At 64.4% G+C, this 16,402-nt stretch carries 15 protein-coding genes and 1 pseudogene; 4 read left to right on the forward strand and 12 right to left on the reverse strand.

The genetic code is table 11. The features are described from left to right. The first annotated feature begins 487 nt into the window (after positions 1 to 487). Entirely contained in the window at positions 488 to 1,012 is a 525-nt protein-coding gene (locus ACI944_RS04460; protein ID WP_411717864.1) for a winged helix-turn-helix transcriptional regulator, read from the forward strand. Between the two features lie 132 nt (positions 1,013 to 1,144). Then, a complete protein-coding gene (locus ACI944_RS04465) occupies positions 1,145 to 1,744 on the forward strand; it encodes a nitrous oxide reductase accessory protein NosL (protein ID WP_411717865.1) in 600 nt (199 codons plus the stop codon). A 282-nt stretch (positions 1,745 to 2,026) separates the two neighbouring features. On the opposite strand, the gene ACI944_RS04470 is transcribed toward ACI944_RS04465, so the two are convergent. From ACI944_RS04470 to ACI944_RS04520, 11 genes are all read right to left on the reverse strand, one after another. Beyond that, complete coding sequence (locus ACI944_RS04470; protein ID WP_411717866.1) at positions 2,027 to 2,935, reverse strand: ABC transporter permease; 909 nt, start codon at positions 2,933 to 2,935, stop codon at positions 2,027 to 2,029. Then, the gene (locus ACI944_RS04475) at positions 2,932 to 3,675 is read right to left on the reverse strand and encodes an ABC transporter ATP-binding protein (protein ID WP_411717867.1); all 744 of its coding nucleotides are present in this window, start codon (positions 3,673 to 3,675) and stop codon (positions 2,932 to 2,934) included. The genes ACI944_RS04470 and ACI944_RS04475 overlap by 4 nt, the downstream gene beginning before the upstream one ends. Before the next feature lie 91 nt (positions 3,676 to 3,766). Continuing rightward, on the reverse strand, positions 3,767 to 5,785 hold the full coding sequence (locus ACI944_RS04480) for a NosD domain-containing protein (protein ID WP_411717868.1): 2,019 nt from the start codon (positions 5,783 to 5,785) through the stop codon (positions 3,767 to 3,769). A 154-nt stretch (positions 5,786 to 5,939) separates the two neighbouring features. Next, entirely contained in the window at positions 5,940 to 6,662 is a 723-nt protein-coding gene (locus tag ACI944_RS04485; RefSeq protein WP_411717869.1) for an SCO family protein, read from the reverse strand. Between the two features lie 109 nt (positions 6,663 to 6,771). Then, positions 6,772 to 7,644 carry an ABC transporter permease subunit gene (locus ACI944_RS04490; RefSeq protein WP_411717870.1) on the reverse strand — a complete coding sequence of 291 codons (873 nt, stop codon included), beginning with the start codon at positions 7,642 to 7,644 and terminating at the stop codon, positions 6,772 to 6,774. After that, on the reverse strand, positions 7,641 to 8,366 hold the full coding sequence (locus ACI944_RS04495; protein ID WP_411717871.1) for an ABC transporter ATP-binding protein: 726 nt from the start codon (positions 8,364 to 8,366) through the stop codon (positions 7,641 to 7,643). The genes ACI944_RS04490 and ACI944_RS04495 overlap by 4 nt, the downstream gene beginning before the upstream one ends. After that, positions 8,363 to 10,255: a NosD domain-containing protein gene (locus ACI944_RS04500; protein WP_411717872.1), complete on the reverse strand. Its 1,893-nt coding sequence runs from the start codon at positions 10,253 to 10,255 to the stop codon at positions 8,363 to 8,365. Before ACI944_RS04500 ends, ACI944_RS04495 begins: the two co-directional genes overlap by 4 nt. Before the next feature lie 143 nt (positions 10,256 to 10,398). Continuing rightward, positions 10,399 to 11,415 (reverse strand): sulfite exporter TauE/SafE family protein, encoded by a 1,017-nt coding sequence (locus ACI944_RS04505; RefSeq protein WP_411717873.1) that lies wholly within the window; start codon positions 11,413 to 11,415, stop codon positions 10,399 to 10,401. Positions 11,416 to 11,418: 3 nt separating this feature from the next. Then, complete coding sequence (locus ACI944_RS04510; RefSeq protein WP_411717874.1) at positions 11,419 to 11,568, reverse strand: hypothetical protein; 150 nt, start codon at positions 11,566 to 11,568, stop codon at positions 11,419 to 11,421. A 295-nt stretch (positions 11,569 to 11,863) separates the two neighbouring features. Next, complete coding sequence (locus ACI944_RS04515) at positions 11,864 to 12,337, reverse strand: TRAM domain-containing protein (RefSeq protein WP_411717875.1); 474 nt, start codon at positions 12,335 to 12,337, stop codon at positions 11,864 to 11,866. An 81-nt stretch (positions 12,338 to 12,418) separates the two neighbouring features. Further along, positions 12,419 to 13,594, reverse strand: a complete 1,176-nt coding sequence (locus ACI944_RS04520; RefSeq protein ID WP_411717876.1) for an anion permease — start codon at positions 13,592 to 13,594, stop codon at positions 12,419 to 12,421. A gap of 153 nt (positions 13,595 to 13,747) precedes the next feature. On the opposite strand from ACI944_RS04520, the gene ACI944_RS04525 reads away from it, so the two are divergent. Then, positions 13,748 to 14,485, forward strand: a complete 738-nt coding sequence (locus ACI944_RS04525; RefSeq protein ID WP_411717877.1) for a hypothetical protein — start codon at positions 13,748 to 13,750, stop codon at positions 14,483 to 14,485. A gap of 52 nt (positions 14,486 to 14,537) precedes the next feature. On the opposite strand, the gene ACI944_RS04530 is transcribed toward ACI944_RS04525, so the two are convergent. Further along, positions 14,538 to 15,911, reverse strand: a complete 1,374-nt coding sequence (locus ACI944_RS04530) for a metallophosphoesterase (RefSeq protein ID WP_411717878.1) — start codon at positions 15,909 to 15,911, stop codon at positions 14,538 to 14,540. Positions 15,912 to 16,211: 300 nt separating this feature from the next. Here ACI944_RS04530 and ACI944_RS04535 point away from each other — a divergent pair. Then, a pseudogene (locus ACI944_RS04535) lies at positions 16,212 to 16,402 on the forward strand (phosphatidylserine decarboxylase family protein); the annotation flags it as partial.

Raw genomic sequence — 16,402 nt, forward strand, 5'->3', positions numbered from 1 at the left:
GGCTACGACGTAACCTACGACGAGTACCTCAACGGGATGACCTACGACGAGATGGCCGGCGGCGTCGGTGGCGGGGGCGAGGAGATCCTTGGGGGCGACGACAACGCGCGGCGGTATCAGTTCTGACGTGGCTCCACGGGGCGCGATTCTGGCGTGGCAACACAGGTCGCGAGCGCGAACCACGGTGACGGAGTTAGCATAAGTTCATCCGGAACAGGGTTATACATAAAGCGGCAGCGAGAACGAGCAGCCCATGGACACCGGTTTATACATTATCCAGCTATAATAACGGTAACTCGCCCCGGCACAATATATAAATACCGCAGTTCCAGACACGTACACCCACCGCGCGCACCGTATTGGTGAAGCGGCTGTTCCGATCGCCTGTGTTGGCAGCCGCGAAGCGGCGTCGGTGGTCCCAGTCTTTGAGACACGGCCGGCGGTTGATAACCGATCAGTGATAACCATCAGAAGATCCCCGGTACCTATGACAGAAACGAGACAGCGAGTCCGATCCCACGTCGAAGCAAACCCGGGCGTCCACTTCAACGCGGTCAGTCGCGCGTTGGACATCGCAACGGGCCAGACGCAATACCACGTTCGCCGCCTCCTCAATAACGACGCCCTCGATAGCCTCGAGGTGTGCGGCCGGACGCACTACTTCCCGACCGAGTACTCCGAGACCGAGCAGGCGGCGATTGCGCTGTTGCGCCGGGAGACGACGCGCGAACTCGTCGTGTTGCTGTTGGACCACGAGACCGACCGACCCGACGAGTTGGCCGAAACGGCGGACATCGCCCGGAGCACGGTTGAGTGGCATCTCTCGAACCTCATTGAGCACGACCTCGCCGAGAAGGTCCGCGACGGCCGGCGGGTCTCGGTCCGGCTCGTCGAGCCGCAGTTGCTCAGAGACCTCCTCATCGAGATCGACCCGAGCCTGCCCGATCGGCTCGTGGACCGGTTCTCGCGGCTTGTTGACTCGCTACTTGAGCAGCCGGGACAGTCGGCGTAGGGCCGACGTTGGCACCACCGACTCGCCGAAGAGGGTCGGCAAACGAGAGCAAACGGCGGTGAGCATGCAAGAACAGCGGTTTTTCAGTATCGTACCAAACGGGCTATTGGTTCGGGCCACGGAGACCTAGGTATGAACGAAACGCGGACCGACGCGGACGGGCGGACGCGGCGGTCGGTTCTGACAACGGTCGCGGCCGGCGGTGTGGGGGCGCTCGCCGGGTGTCTCGGCGGCGACCGGAGCGGGCCGGACCCCGTCGCGCTAAACGAGGGCCAGGCGTGTGATTACTGCAACATGCGGATCGAAATGCACCCGGGGCCGGTCGGGCAGTCGTTCTACGGCGACGATGCCCCTGCTTCGCTCCCCGATGACCGCGAGGACGGGGTCGCATGGTTCTGTAGTTCGACGTGTACGTACAACTACATTCTCGAAAACGAACAGCGGGGCCACGAACCAACGGTTTCGTACGGAACCGACTACTCGAGCGTCGACTACGACCTCAGATCGGACGGAGGAACAACCGTCATCAGCGCCCACCTCGGGGCCGAATCGTTCGCCGACCTCCACGGCCTCACGTTCGTCGCCAACAGCGATGTCGAGGGGGCGATGGGCAAATCACTCATCGGGTTCACAGAGGAGGGCGACGCCGAGTCGTTCGCCGACGACCACGGTGGGGAGTTGTTGACCCACGGCGACGTGACGCGGGAGGTCCTCTCGGCGCTCGGCGGGTGACTCCTCGGGGCCCATCGGATCGAGACGGATTCACACGGCCGGAATCCGGTCGATGATCCCGGTTCCGAGCAGCCAAAACATGAGTCCGGCGAGGAACAAAAACAAGAATATGAGGATGTGAATAGCCTGCTCGCGGTCGAGTCGACGCATACCGGACTCACGGGCCGCCTACAAATAATGAATGGTGCTGGCGTATGTATATACACTCCAATCGAGTATATAAACAGCGTCGAATTTTGTCTAACTACTGGCGTCTGGCGGCGGTGACGACGGCCCGAGCACCTATCGCCCGACGGCGAACGCCGCGACAGCAAGCGACCCGGCCCACCAAACGAAGAGGCCGATCGCGCTGAAAAGCGGCGAGGCCGTCCGCGGGCCGGTGCCCGCCGTCACAGCAACGGTGGTTTCGAGCACCAGCCCGCGATAGGCGCTGAGTGGGCTGATAGCGAGCGAGCCGACGAGCGAGGACTCAGCGATCAACCCCCGCGAAAGCGCGAACAGGAGGCCGATGTCGGCCCCGAACAGTAGGGCGAAAAGCGCCAAACCGGCGGCGGCGATCGCAGTCCGGGTCGTCGAGACGAGCGCCGAGATCGCAACAGCGATCGCGAGGACCACCATCGCGAAGCAGGCGGTGAGAATGATAAATCGGAGGTACAACCCCGGCGAGTCAGCCCCGGTGTGGGTGGCGTAGAAGACGGGACGGTAGGATTCGGTGACGATGATCGGAAACGTGAGAAACGACAGCGCCGCCGTGACGATGCCGACAAGCCCGATTGAGCGCCCGGCGTACACCCCGAGGACGACCTGCCAGGGCTCGATCGGGTACGTCCGCAACACGTCGAGGACGCCCCGGCGTTCGTCGTCGAGGATCGTACGATAACCGAACGCGAACGCGACGACGGGGATCAGAAGCTCCAGCGGCGTCAACAGGTCGATGATCGTCGAGACGTAGCCCACCTGGATCCCCCCGCCGAACCACGCGATCCCGAGGAGCGTGCCAACAAACCCGAACAACAGCCCGACGGACGACCACTTCAGGACCGCTGTCGAGAGTTCCCGCCGAACGACGGCAAAGAGGATCTGCGGGGCGGCCGGCATCCGTCCGGTTCCGGTCGGTTCGGCGCCGGGCGTCTCGGCGGTATCGGTACCACTGCCCCCCGGCGTCTCCGGAGATTCGGTCGGCGTACTCATGTTTCCCCCCGGACGCGGACGGTCCCGGAATCGCCCGTGATCGACGATTCGAACGCCTCCAGCAACGAATCGGTTCCGAGTTCTGCTTGGATGTTAGCGGGGGCGCCCAGCTGTGCGACAGAGCCGTCGTCGAGGAGCGCGACCCGGTCGGCCGTCCGCTCCACCAAGGAGAGATCGTGTGAGCTGAGAAGCACCGCCGTCCCGGACGCCGTGAGCTCCTCGGCGACCTCGAAGATGCGGACGCTCATACCAGGGTCGAGGCCGCTTGCGGGCTCGTCGAGGACGATCAACGGCGGGTCGCCGACGGTCGCCTGCGCGATGCCGACGAGCCGCGTCATTCCACCGGAGAGGGCCTCGACGTTCCGGTCGGCCGCTGCCCCCAGCCCGACCCGTTCGAGACGTGCCACGGCATCGGCTTCGGTCTCTCCGACGAGGGCAGCGTAGAACGCGAGCGCCTCCCGGACGGTCTGGCCGGGTCGGAACGCGGGCCGCTGCTGGAGGTAGCCGATCGGGCGCGTCGCGTCGGGACCGCGGTATCGAACCCGTCCATCGCTCGGCTCGTGGAGGCCGACGATGGCGCGTATGAGCGTCGTCTTCCCCGACCCGTTCGGGCCGATGATCGCCGTCACGTCGCCCGGATCGACGGCGAATGAGATGTCGTCCAGCACGGTCACCCGGCCGTAGGAATGCTCTAACTCCTCGATCGTCAGTATCGGTGTCGTTCGGTCCTGTTCGGTCATCGTAGAGAGTCTCGCTCAATCATCGTCCGGAGTATCGTTCGGTCGTCGTATTCGGGGCGCTCGGTCGGTCGTCGTACTGTCGGTCGCCGCGTCATGTCTCCGCGGGTGTGTCGCCGCCGGAGCGACAGATCGGTTCGATGTCAGTTCGCCCGGTCCGTTCGAACCACTCGGCGTGGACCGGCGCACAGCGCGGCGCGGTGTCGATCACCTCGTCGGCCCGCATCCCGGGAATCGCCCCCTGGAACCCGGCGAGCGCGGACAGCGCCGGCGCCTGCGCGAGCGCTCCGGTTCCGTCGACGCGGTGGAGCCGCCCGTCGATCGGATCGGTCGGCGTGTATGGGCGCTGGACGACGGTCCCGTCGGTGGTGCCGATTGCGCCCTCCCAGTAGTTGCCCTCGCCGTCGTAGCTCCAGACGCGGAGCCGACCGCTGGAGACGGCGACGTGGCGCTCGTTGCCGACGAAGTCGTTGTGCGTGACCCGGTTCGTCGGGAGCAACGCCCACGTCTCGACGCCGTCGCGGTTGTCAGCGATGATGTTCCGCTCGACGATGGAGGCGGTCGCCTCGATCCGCAGGCCGAGGTCGTTTCCGGTGAGCACGTTCTCCGCGACGTAGCTGTTTGTCCCGCCGACGCTGATTCCCGTCTCCGCGTCGCGTATCTCGTTGCCGACGAGGGCGTTTCGCTCCGGCCCGGTCATTACGTATATACCGGCGGTCTCCTCGGTGGTGATGTTGTTGTCGTCGATGAGCGCCCCGGAGGTGAACATCAGGTGGACCCCGTTTCGGTTGTCGCGCATCCGGTTGTTCCGGACGACGATCCCGTCGGAGCGGTGGGTGTAGACGCCGTCGAGGCCGCCGACGAACGTCGAGTCCTCGACGACGCCCGGCGACCGCATCGCCACGACGCCCATGTGGCCCTCGCGGTAGTTCTCGCTGCCGACGACGGTCGTGTTCCGGACGACCGCCCCAGGTGACGCATAGAGGATGATTCCCGCGGCGTCGGTGTCGATCGTCGTGTCGGCGACGAGGACGTTCCCGGCGCCCGAGGCCTCGATCGCTGCGTCGCCTTGGGCGTAGTCGTCCTCGATTTCGGCGTCCCAGGAATCCTCGCCGTCGGCGTCGCCGTGATTGTGACCGCCCCCACCGACGTTGCTGCCGGCGTGGCCGTCAGTCACCGTCGGTCCCGGGGTCGAATCGCCGACGCCGGAGACGCGAATCCCCGCGAGCGCCGTCCGGTTCGCCGTGACCGTGACGACGGTGCCGTTCCCGTCGCCGACGATCCGGGCATCCCCGCTCGCCCGGAGCGTAATGGGGGTATCGATCTCGAGATGTTCGCGGTACGTCCCCGCCGGCACACGAACCGTCGTGTTCGGGGGAGCCGCCGCGACGGCCGACTGGACCGTCGGTTCGTCCTCCCCCACGACCACGCTGACGGGTCGTTTGAGCAGCGAGTCCCGTGTTTCGACCGTCTCGTTGGCGTCCCGCCGCTGGTCCTCGGTCCGGTCTCTGACCGCACCGGCGTCGTCGACCTCGACCGGCCGATCGAGCATGTCTTGCCAGTCTATGACGTCCCCACCGTACTCGTCGACGAACGCCTCGGCCGACGTGCGCGTCTCGAACGGCAGGACGGCCTTACCGGACGTGGTCCGGGCGTCACTGTCGACGACGTAGAACGCTTCCTCGGCGGCTATCCAGTTGGGGGCGAACTCCGTCACCGGCAACTGTTCGTCGTTCAGTTCGACGCCGGTGTCGGTGTATTCGGTGACGTACACCGTGTTCGGGAATCCGAACCGCTGTTCGTGGGTCGGCTGTCGCTGGTTTGCGACGAACGAATCGACACCGTAGTAGCCGACGACGTACGGATACTGCGAGTAAAACACCTGCGCTCGCGGGAGTTCGATCCGAGCGTCGAAGCGCTCCTCGTCCGCCAACCGCAACTCGTCCTCCAGGGTCAACCCGACGGAGACCGTCTCATCGAACCCGACCGGTTCCGGGGTCGCCGAACCAAAGTCGACGACGAAGATGCCGCCGGCGAGGCCGACGACGACGACAGCGATCGAGACTGTCGCGACGGTGCGGGTTTCGATCCTCGGCTGTGGCTCAGGCGGCATCAGTCGTTCACGCTCCCATCTCGGGAGCGAACGGTATTGTGTGATCTGGTTCTCGCATCGAAAGACGAGGAGGGGAACGAGCAGTCACCGCCCGGACAACCCGCCGGACGGTGCGGAAGCGGACGACTCGCCGAGTTACTGGGAATTGTACCGTTCATGTATACGCCGACGCGACCGCCGCGGCGTCGTCGCTGACGCGTGCGACCTCGGGAGCATCGGCGTGATAGACCCGTTCGACGCGACGGCCGGGGTTGACGAGGAACGTGACCGTCTGGTGGATGAACTCGTAGAGCCCGCCGGTCCCGCCATCGCGCTCATAAATGACGCCGAGGTCATCGGCGACGATAGCCTCGATAGCCTCGGCATCCGTCGGACGTATGCAGTGCCAGTTGCTGGCTTCGAGGTTGACGTCGTGGCGTTCGGCGTTCGCCTCCAGTTCCGACGGGGTGTCGCGCTCTGGATCGAAGGTGATCGCCAGGAACTCGACGCCGTCGGCGCCGTCCTCAATAAGGGTAGCCTGCACCTTCGAAAGCGAGTCGATCAGGAGCAGACACTCCGCGGGACAGAAGGCGTAACACGCTGTGACGACGAGTGTACGGCCCTCGATATCGGGGCTGTCTGTCGCCACAGTCGTTCCGGCAAGCGCGTCGGGAAGTTCGACACGCGGGAGTGGCTCGCCGTAGCTCGGATACGGGAGGTTCTCGCTGTCGTAGCCGTCGGTCTGCTCGTCAAGGACGACGTTCCCGGAGCTACCAATGGCGTTCCCGAGACAGCCGCCGGTGGCGGCGACCGTGCCGGCACCGAGCGCCGCGAGACAGCGACGGCGCGCGAGCCGACCGTCGCGTATCGACGGTAGCGGCGATGAATCTCGTCTCATAGACGCGAGTTCGGTGCCGACGGTCTTGGACGGTCTGGTGCGGTTCTCGATCCAGCACCGGGGTCGGACGGGGCTGAGAGAAATATAAAGCCGGCTTCGACGGCCCGCATCAGCGATCCAGCGCGTCCGCGACTCGGGCGGAGAGTTCGCCGACGCCGGACCGGAGGCCCGCGAGCGGGCGGCGGTCGATACTGACCACGACCGCACCGAGGCTCGCGAGCAGCCAGCCCGCGAGGCCGGCAACCGCGGCGGAGACATCGATCGCGGCCCCTCGGTCGGTCGCTACGCCGACGACGGTCTCGAGGACGAGCCCCCGGTAGGCGGCGTTCGGGCTTGCCGCGAGCGCTGTCCCGAGGAGGCTATCGCCGACCGCGCCAGTTGTGAGCCCGACAAGCGCCAGTAGGTCCCCGCCCGCGACAACCCCGACGAGGACCGCGAGCGCGGCCGCGAGCGCTGCTCGCCCCGCTCTGACGAGCACCGATGCCGCCATCGCCATCGCCAACACGACGGCGCCGAAGCAGATCGTCAACGCGAGAAATCGGACGAAGAGGACCGGCGAGTCGACGCCACCGTGGGTCGCGAACACCCGCGATTCGTGCCCGCCGACCCGCGAGACGACGACGCCGACGGCGGCGAGCGGGGCACCGACGATGCCCGCAAGTCCCACCAACCGGCCGAGAAAGACGCCGGCGACGAGCGAGCGCTTCGAGACCGGGTATGTCAAAAGCACCGGCCGATCGTCGTTGTCGCCACCGAAAGCCCGGTACCCGAGCGCCACGGCGACGAGCGGGACGAGCAGTTCAAGCGGCAAGAGGAGGTCGACAGCGGTTGGGACGTACCCTCCTTCGAGGCCGCCGCCAGCGCGGAGCGTCCCCACGAACACGGCGAGGAGTCCGACCGCAAGAAGCAGGTAACTCCTGGTCCGGACGACCGTCGAGACCTCCCGCCACGCCACGGCGCCGAAAACCCGTCCGCGGCTCATCGGCTCCCCCCGACGACCGCGACCGCCTCAGTGTCGCTGACAACCGCGTTCAACACGCCCCTGAGCGAATCGGTCCCGAAGCGTTCCCGCAGTTGCGACAAGGGACCGGCGGCGGCAACCGATCCACGATCCAATACGACGACGGTGTCCGCCGTCGCCTCAACGAGTGCGAGGTCGTGGGAACTGAGAAGCACGGTCGTTCCCGACCCGGCCATCTCCGCCGCGGTCTCAAAGACACTCTCGCTCATATTCGGGTCGAGGCCGCTTGCGGGCTCATCGAGGACGATCAGCGGCGGGTCGCCGATGGTCGCCTGTGCGATACCGAGCAGCTGTCGCATCCCGCCCGAGAGGGCCTCGACGTTCCGGTCGGCCGCTGCCCCCAACCCGACCCGTTCGAGCAACGGCTCCGGGTCGCGGCCGTCGATCAGCGACGAGTAGAATGCCATGGTTTCGGCGGCGGTGAAGCCCGGACGGAACGTCGGCTCCTGTGGTAGATAGCCGATCGGGCGGTCCGTGTCGGGGCCGACGTAGGAGATGACGCCGGTCGTCGGCCGGAGGTCGCCGACGAGCGTCCTGATGAGGGTCGTCTTCCCGGATCCGTTCGGCCCGATAACAGCCACGACGGCCCCTGAGGGGACCGACATCGATACGTTCGAGAGCACCTCGACCGGCCCGAAGGACTTTGAAACGCCGTCGACCTGGAGCACGGGTTCGTCGCTCACGCGTCGCACACCTCACTCACAGTCGTCCGGCCGTCTGCAAGTCGCTGTGCGGTTTCGAGTCGGCTCGGGTTCGCCGGCGTCGATCGTGGGCTGGCGTCGATGACGCTTTCGCCGCGCATCCCCGGCGTAGAGCCCCGGAGCGTTCGGAGGCCACGGACGATCGGCGCATCGGCGAGCGTCCGTGCGGCCCCGGTTCGGTGGAGTCGGCCGTCGACCGGGTCGGTCGGACTGTAGCGCCGACTGAGGTCCTCAGCACCTGACCAGTAGTTTCCTTCGCCGTCGTGGCTCCAGACGCGGAGCGGCCCGGTCGTCGCCCGGACGTGTCGTTCGTTGTCGACGACATCGTTGCGGACGACGATACTCGTCGGGAAGACAGACGAGGCGCGGAAGCCGACCGCGTTCCCGACGACAGTATTGTCGGCGTACAGCGAGTTCCGCGCGCTCGTTGACATAGCCTGTTGGGTACCGACGATAGTGTTCTCGCCGACATAGGCGTCGGAGCCACTCGTGGAGATCCCCTGCCGAGAGTCGGTGATGACGTTGTCGGCGATGGCGATCCCGGAGGGGTTCGTCATTACTACGACCCCCGAGAGGTACTGTTCGGTCACGCAGTTGTCCGCGAACAGCACCTCCGAGGTGTACATGAAGTGCGACCCGAACCGGCCACCAATAAATTCGTTGTTCCGGATCGTGACCCCGGACGAGCGGTGGGTGTAGACGCCGTCTCGGCCGCCGTCGAACGTCGAGCCCTGGACGACCGCTGGCGAGCGGATCGTGGTGACGCCCATGAAGCCGTCCTCCCATCGGTCGGTGCCGTTGACCCGGATATCATCAACGACCGCCCGGTCAGTATCTCTGAGAACGACCCCAGAGGCCGGGGTTTCAACCTCGATTCGGGTGACGAGCAGTCGGTCGACGCTGTCGGCAGTGACGGCGGCGTCGGCATATCCGTATGCCTCCTCCGTCGCGCGATCCCAGTTCGCGCGGTCGGCATCGGCGGCCGATCCCTCGGGTTGCAGGGAGTCGCCCATCCCCTCGATCGAGACGCCAACGAGAGCGACATCGTCCTCGGTAACCATGACGACGCTACCGTTCCCGTCGCCAACGATCGTCGCGTTTTCGCCGCGGATCGTCACGGACTCGTTGACCGCGATCGGTCCGTGATACGTCCCAGGGGGGAGCCGGATCGTCGTATTTTCCTCCGCGTCGGCGAGGGCGGCCCGAAGCGTCGGGGTGTCCTCGCCAACGACGGTTTCGACGGGGCGATCAAGCAGTTCCCGCGCCGACGCGACTGTCGCGTTCGCGTCGGCGTGTTGTGTCTCGACCCGATCGCGGGCGCTCGATCCATCAGTCTGGGAAGTGTCGAACTGCCCGCGGTCGGCCCACCTGGTCACCGAACCGTCGTAGGATTCGGCGAAGGCGGCCGCGTCCGTCCGAGCGTCGAAAGCCAGCGTTACCGGCCCTGAGGGGGTCCTCGCGGCGCTGTCGACGACGAAGTACGCGTCGCCAGCGTCGATCCACTGCCCGGAGTACTCGCCGACCGGATATCCCGACTCGTCGAGTGAAACGCCGGGAGGTGCGGCCTCGACGTGGACCCCACGGGGGTAGCCGAACTGCTGTCTCACAAGGGGGTCGTCGACCGCCGAGGCGGCTAAGCCGACGCCGCGGTAGCCGACGACGTAGGGATATTGCGAATACGTCACCTGCGCGCGCGGCGCAAACCGGTTCGAACCGAGCAGGCGCTGCTCCTCCAACGTCAGTCCCATCGCGACAGTCCGGTCGAATTCCGCGGCTCCCGGGTCAGAAGCGCCCGGCGAGACGGCGAACGATCCGGCGCCGACGAGGACGAGCAAACAGCACCCGACCGCGACGGCGACTCGAAGCGACATATTCTGAGCAAACCGATCGGCACGCATATGTCGTCTGGTATAGTTGCCGAATTGGCCGACAGACACCCGCGAACTGTTTCCAAATAGGGTAGTCAGTCTTGAGTGTGTTGGGCACTCCCGGAACGGCCGATAACGATGTCGAGTTAGCCGACAGCCGGCGCGTCGCGCCCCTCGCGAACCGCTTTTGTCCCATAATAGAGGATCGTGACGGTGACGAACGCGGCCGACCCGATCAGTAGGACGAAGCTGACCCGATCAAGGATCGGGGCTTCGAGCCAGGTTGCGAGTTCACCGAAGGCGACAGCTACGCTGGCGAGCAACAGCATGATGCCGAAGTAGATCGTCACGTCCTCCTCATCGACGTAGGCGGTCGAGGCCGATCCGATCCGGGCGCCAAAGGCACTCCCAACGAGGAGCGCCGTCACGACACCGACGTCTATGACCCCCGAGAGCCCGTAGCTGAACGCGCCGACCGCACCCGACATTAGCGCCCCAAAAAGGCTGGTCCCGACCGCGGCGGCCAGCGGGACGCCGATGAGGTAGTAGATGGCGGGCATCCGAATGAACCCGCCGCCGACGCCGAGGAAGCCGGAGACGACGCCGACGCCGCCGCCGACGCCGGAGATGACCCACATCGAGGCCCGGCTTCCGTCGGTCAGGGTGACCATCGGGGGGATATCGTACGATTTGATCGTCTTTGCGAGTTCCGGGATGTCGTTGGGATCACTGTCACTTTCGCCCGTGGCATCGTCCTCATTTGTCTGCCTGAGCGCGTTGCGCGTGAACACGAGCCCGATCGCAGCCAACAACAGGATGTAGGCGATCCCGACGACGAGTTCGGCCCGACCGAGCGCCTCGAGACCGAACACCAACATCTTCCCGGCCTCGATGCCGAGGACGATCCCGGCGAACATCAGCCCGCCGAGTTTGTAGTCGACCTGCCCGATATCGTTGTGTTTCAGCGTCGCGATCACGGCCGTTCCAAAGACGAACGCCATCGAACTCCCGATCGCGACGGAGGCCGGGTAACCGAGAATCAAAAGCGTCGGTGTCACGAGGAACGACCCACCCATCCCAAAGAACCCGAAAAACACCCCTACCATGAACCCGAAGCCGACAAAAAGCACCCAAAGCTCCGGGGAGAGTCCGAGTACCGCCATCCGTCAGGCGTTCCGTATCGCGTTCAGGACGGGCGGTGCGATCCGCTGTTCGAGCGCACCGTAGCCGAGATAGAGGCCGATGGCCTCGAGAAGCACCAACCCGACGACTAACGCGGCTTGGACCGCTGTCGGCAGCGCGGCGAACTCGATCATGCAAACAGCCCTCTCGATCGACGTGGATCGGTGATCGTCTCGTTCATGTGTACTTTCAGCTACGCGCCCGGACGGTGATAATGGTTTTGGGATTGCTACACAATATTACTATTGTGTATTCCACGGGTAACTGATCAAAATATATGCGTATGTTATCTAAATATACGGTCCCGCGCCGCCCCAACGGGTGAGCGGCGGCTCGGTGGCAACTGGATATGCCGCGCGGCGAGGGCACCCAGACTGAATCCCCGCGTCACGGATCGAACGCGTCAGTGCCTCGGGACAAAGAGACCAATTACTCGTAGTAGCTGATCCGCTCGACGACCTCGGCGAAGGCGACGGTTTCGGCGACGTCCGTGATCTCGACGACCACGCGCTCGCCCCGGTCGGTGTCCGGGACGATGACGACGAATCCCCGCTCAACGCGAGTTATTCCGTCGCCCTGTTCGCCGATGTCCTCGATCTCGACGCGCCGTTGGTCGCCCTCCTCGACCGGCGGACTCTGGGTTCCGCGCTCGGCGTCTGGATCGGCATCGGACGTGGATGCGGACCCTACCTCCGGTTTCTCGTCCGTTTTCCGATCAGCATCGCTGGACGCTGAGTCGTCGTCTTCCGCCGGTGACGGGGGAAGGACTGCCACGCGGTACGTCTCTCCGGGGACTAGTCCGCCCAGTTCCACTTCCCGATCCGGAACGTCGATGACGTGGGAGCCGTCTACTTCCTCGATGTCGGCCGCAAACAGGCATTCGAGACGATCTGAAATTTCCATTCTCGTTTCGAACGACGGCCATCACGCACTTGGTGTTTTCTACGTTGTCCGATTGTTCCGTTCTGCTCCTGCGGGTAGCCGTCACCACACGAACCGAAAGAGGATGCTGAACGCGACGTAAGCCCCGACCGTCGAAAGGAGCGGGACGACGTTTTGCATGACGATGACCCGACCAGTCGTTGCTGGATCGAAGAGATCGCCCGCACTCGGGATGTCCTCGGGGTTTTCCTCGCCGATGTCGGGAGCCTCCTCGCCGGGGGTTTCGGCCGTCAGCGCGCCAACGGAGACGTTTGTCTCCTCACCGCGGACGACCTCTGGGAGCGTCGTTGTCCGGGTCGCCCGCCCCCATCCCAACCCGACGATCGAAGTCGTGGCGATGATGACGAACGACGCTGGGATGCCGATAGCCGAGAGGCCGACAACGATCGTTGAGGAGATGACCGCCACGACGATGGCCGCTGTCAACGGCAACTCGGTGATGTCGTTGCCAAGCGTATCGAGCGTCCGGCGAGCGATCGTGAACGCGCCGACTGCGACGGCCCCGCACCCGAGCAGAATCATCATATCGATATCGACACCGGCGCCGACCAGCGGCGCGATCGCGTTCGCGATGTTCGAGGTGCCCGAGGAGAAGGCCATCAAACAGCCGATCGAGACGACAACGACGGCCCCACTGAGTTCACGCCGGGTGGTGTTTGGGCCCAACGTGGGGCGCGGGAGAAGGCCGGTCCGGTTGATTTCGACCAGCGGCCCTGGTGTGGAGGTGATCGCCACCCATTCGTTAATCCGGGTATAAAAGTACCGTCCGATCATTCCCGACACCCAGAAGCCGACGATCGGTGCGACGATCCACCAGACTGCGATTTCGCCCATCACGACCCAGTTCAGCGCGTCCGTCGCGACCCCGAGGCCGGCGATGGCGCCGACGGCAGTCATCGACGTCGAGGCGGGGACCCCGTAGTAGTTGCCGACAAACAGTGCACCGCCAATAAAGAACAGCACGACAATACTCGATTCGATCGTAAACACGCCGGGGTTGGTGACGAGTTCGTTCCCCAACGTATCGACGACTTGGCGGCCGATCGTCCACCCACCTATCAGGAAAAAAACCGCCATCAGCGCGGCTGCACCCGTCTTCGAGATCGCGTCCGCGCCGACGGCCGGGCCGAAGGCGGGGCCAGTGGTCGCCCCGCCGATATTAAACCCAACGAACAGCGAGACAACGATTCCGACGCCGAGTAATAGGAGTTCGAACACAGTAGCTGAACACATCGGACAGTATTAAACGGCGCTATCTCGGTCACGTTCGGACGCCACTCGGCCACCGGGCTAGATAGATGGCTTTTCCCGTTCCGGGACCGATTATCTGAGTATGTTACTGTCGAAAACCCTCAATAGGGGTGAAAACCGATGAATCCGGGTCGTGTGGACTTCATCGTTGATCTTGCATACGGCGTTGCGATCCTCGCGGCGATCACGCTGATCGCCGTCGTCGGAACGGGCATCGGCGTCGCGTTCGGTATCGGCGTAATCGTCTCCTACGTGATCCACATCGTCTGGAAGATGTCCCGCTTCGACCCCGAGTGGATGACAAGAGAGGTCGCCGAACGGGTCGAGGAGACCGTTGGCGAGGAGGTTGAAAAGACAGTCGGCGAGGAGGTCGAAAAGACGGTCGACACAGTTAGCAGGGAGGTCGAAAAGACGGTCGGTGACGCTGTCAGCAAGGAGGTCGAGAAAACGGTCGGCAAGGAAGTGGAAAAAACGGTCGGCAAAGAGGTCGAGAAAACGGTCGGTAAAGAGGTTGAAAGGACTGTCAGCGATACGGTTGAAGAAACAGTCGAAGAGACGGTCGGCAATAAGGTCGAAGAAACAGTTCAAGAGACGGTCGGCGATACGGTCGAAGAGACGGTCGGCGATACGGTTGAAGAAACAGTCGAAGAGACGGTTGGCGATACGGTCGAAGAAGCGGTCGAAGAGACTGTCGAAGAAACCGTCGGCGAGACGGTCGAAGAGGCGGTCGAAGAGACGGTGGATGAAAAGGTCGAAGAAGCGGTCGACGAGACGGTCGATCAAAAAGTCGAGGAAACGGTTGAAGAGACCGTCAAGGAAACTGTAGACGAGGACGAAACGGACGACATTCGGACATAACGGGGGACACGCATCTCACTCCCCAATATAGGTATTCGCCCACCGACAGCCGTCAGACTGTATCCGTTCCGCCGGCCGTCCCTGCTTCGCCATCGGGTTGTCCCCCAACGAACTGCCGATCCGGAAGCGTCGGCTCGGGTTCGCGACCCAAGGTCAAGATACGCTCGGTGCGCGTGAGTTCCTCCGTCGAGGGGCTCGGCTTCGAGATGCGCTCGTACTCGACGGCGATCCCGTCGGCCTCGGCGGCGATTCGGACAGCCGGTAACTGATATGAGGGATAGAACACCGGCGGCAGGATGCCGATGAGACCGTCCCGGCGGTGCAGCCGTTTGAGCCACGTTCCGGTGTTGACGAGCAGCCCTCCCTCGACGGCCCGCGTCGTCGGGCGATGGGTGTGGCCGTAGCAGAAGATCGCTGTCTCCGGGTGCTCGGCGAAGACGTCCTCGGCGGCCTCGACGTAGGGCGTCTCGGCGTCGACGGTGAGGTCAGTCTCGAACACCCCGAAACGATCGATCGTCTTCCGGATGTCACGCCTAATAAAGTACAGTGGGATTCCGACGAGCGATAAAAGCCCCGCGACAGCCACGTTGAGGACGAGGAGGAACCACGCTGCGGTTCCCGCTCGCCCGAACCGATCCAGAAACGCCGCCGTGCGCTCGACCGGCATCGACCACACGCCCGCGAGATCCAGCCCCGCCCCGACCGCGAGCAGCGCACTCACGTTGAACAGCAACAGAAACGGGACGAGCGAGTACCGCAATAGGGGACTCATCTCCCGATAGAAATACTTCGACAGGATCCACACCGGCATCCGCTCGGTTGGCGTCACGGCTTGGACGTCCTTCAGCCAGTTGTACCGGCCGCGATCGGACAACTGGCCCGCCCGACTGGTAACAAGGGTGTTGTAGTAGTAACCCAACGGCGTCGAGTGGGGGTTCCCCCAGTCCGCGATGCGGTTGTTTGGGTCGCGTTGGTGGCCGTGTTCGAAGTGGATCACCCGGCCGCCGACCCACCGGGTGATCGACTGCTCAGGAACGAGGTCGACGTTGTATGCCGCGAAACGCTCGATGTACTCGTCGTACGCGGCGAGTTCGTGGTCGTGGTTCCCCGGCAGCAGCGTGATTCGAACGTTTTCCCCCGTCTCGCGGAGCGCCGCGAACAGTTCCGGATACGTCTGCGCGAGGAGTTCGAACTTCTCGATCCCCTCGGCCGTCGTGAACTCCCAGAGGCCGAAGGCATCGCCGTTGATAACCAACTCGGCGTCCTCGTCGGTGGTCGCCAGCCGATCAAAAAAGGCGAGCAACTCGGGCATGAACTCCACTTCCTCGAGTTGTTCGTCCCCGCCGATGTGGAGATCGCTGATGACGTAGTAGACCCGGTCGTCGGGGGCGTCGGCGCGCCCCCGACCGTCGGCGTCGTCAGTCATTACGGATCGAGTGGACGCCACAGCGAAAAGGTGTTGCGTTCCGTTCGGCAGCCGATCATCGAACACTCCGTTGCGGCAGTTCGCCTCGATCCCCTTGATGTCGGCGCGTCCGGGGATCCGGAGTTTCTCGTGGACGACTTATGATATCTGATTTCATGTCGATTCAACCGTATGTAGACTTGCTGATGGATTATATACCGCCGGACGAGTGATAGCACTCCACCGGCAGCTCTCTGTGAACGGCCGCGGGATTTCACCGAGACCACAACGGCCTTGTCGCTCGCCCCGGTGACACCGATCGTGCTTCCATCGCTTTCCGATGTCACCCCGCTGCCATCGGTCGCCCCAGGTACTTGGCGGCTCGCTCGGCCGCCACTTCTCCTTGCTGTCCCACTGGCGTTCCTGAGTCCGCCGCTGGCCATCGGCTGTCTGCTCGCCGTTGTGGTGACGGTTTGGTTCCACCGCGATCCCCGGCGTTCACCCCCGCCGTC

The sequence above is a fragment of the Natronomonas sp. genome (assembly GCF_046710025.1).
GTDB lineage: Archaea > Halobacteriota > Halobacteria > Halobacteriales > Haloarculaceae > Natronomonas.

Bases quoted from the DNA above. Each gene is read 5' to 3' on its own strand.
- ACI944_RS04460 (WP_411717864.1), top strand. From the start codon at position 488: ATGACAGAAACGAGACAGCGAGTCCGATCCCACGTCGAAGCAAACCCG.
- ACI944_RS04465 (WP_411717865.1), top strand. From the start codon at position 1,145: ATGAACGAAACGCGGACCGACGCGGACGGGCGGACGCGGCGGTCGGTT.
- ACI944_RS04470 (WP_411717866.1), bottom strand. From the start codon at position 2,935: ATGAGTACGCCGACCGAATCTCCGGAGACGCCGGGGGGCAGTGGTACC.
- ACI944_RS04475 (WP_411717867.1), bottom strand. From the start codon at position 3,675: ATGACCGAACAGGACCGAACGACACCGATACTGACGATCGAGGAGTTA.
- ACI944_RS04480 (WP_411717868.1), bottom strand. From the start codon at position 5,785: ATGCCGCCTGAGCCACAGCCGAGGATCGAAACCCGCACCGTCGCGACA.
- ACI944_RS04485 (WP_411717869.1), bottom strand. From the start codon at position 6,662: ATGAGACGAGATTCATCGCCGCTACCGTCGATACGCGACGGTCGGCTC.
- ACI944_RS04490 (WP_411717870.1), bottom strand. From the start codon at position 7,644: ATGAGCCGCGGACGGGTTTTCGGCGCCGTGGCGTGGCGGGAGGTCTCG.
- ACI944_RS04500 (WP_411717872.1), bottom strand. From the start codon at position 10,255: ATGTCGCTTCGAGTCGCCGTCGCGGTCGGGTGCTGTTTGCTCGTCCTC.
- ACI944_RS04505 (WP_411717873.1), bottom strand. From the start codon at position 11,415: ATGGCGGTACTCGGACTCTCCCCGGAGCTTTGGGTGCTTTTTGTCGGC.
- ACI944_RS04510 (WP_411717874.1), bottom strand. From the start codon at position 11,568: ATGATCGAGTTCGCCGCGCTGCCGACAGCGGTCCAAGCCGCGTTAGTC.
- ACI944_RS04515 (WP_411717875.1), bottom strand. From the start codon at position 12,337: ATGGAAATTTCAGATCGTCTCGAATGCCTGTTTGCGGCCGACATCGAG.
- ACI944_RS04525 (WP_411717877.1), top strand. From the start codon at position 13,748: ATGAATCCGGGTCGTGTGGACTTCATCGTTGATCTTGCATACGGCGTT.
- ACI944_RS04530 (WP_411717878.1), bottom strand. From the start codon at position 15,911: ATGACTGACGACGCCGACGGTCGGGGGCGCGCCGACGCCCCCGACGAC.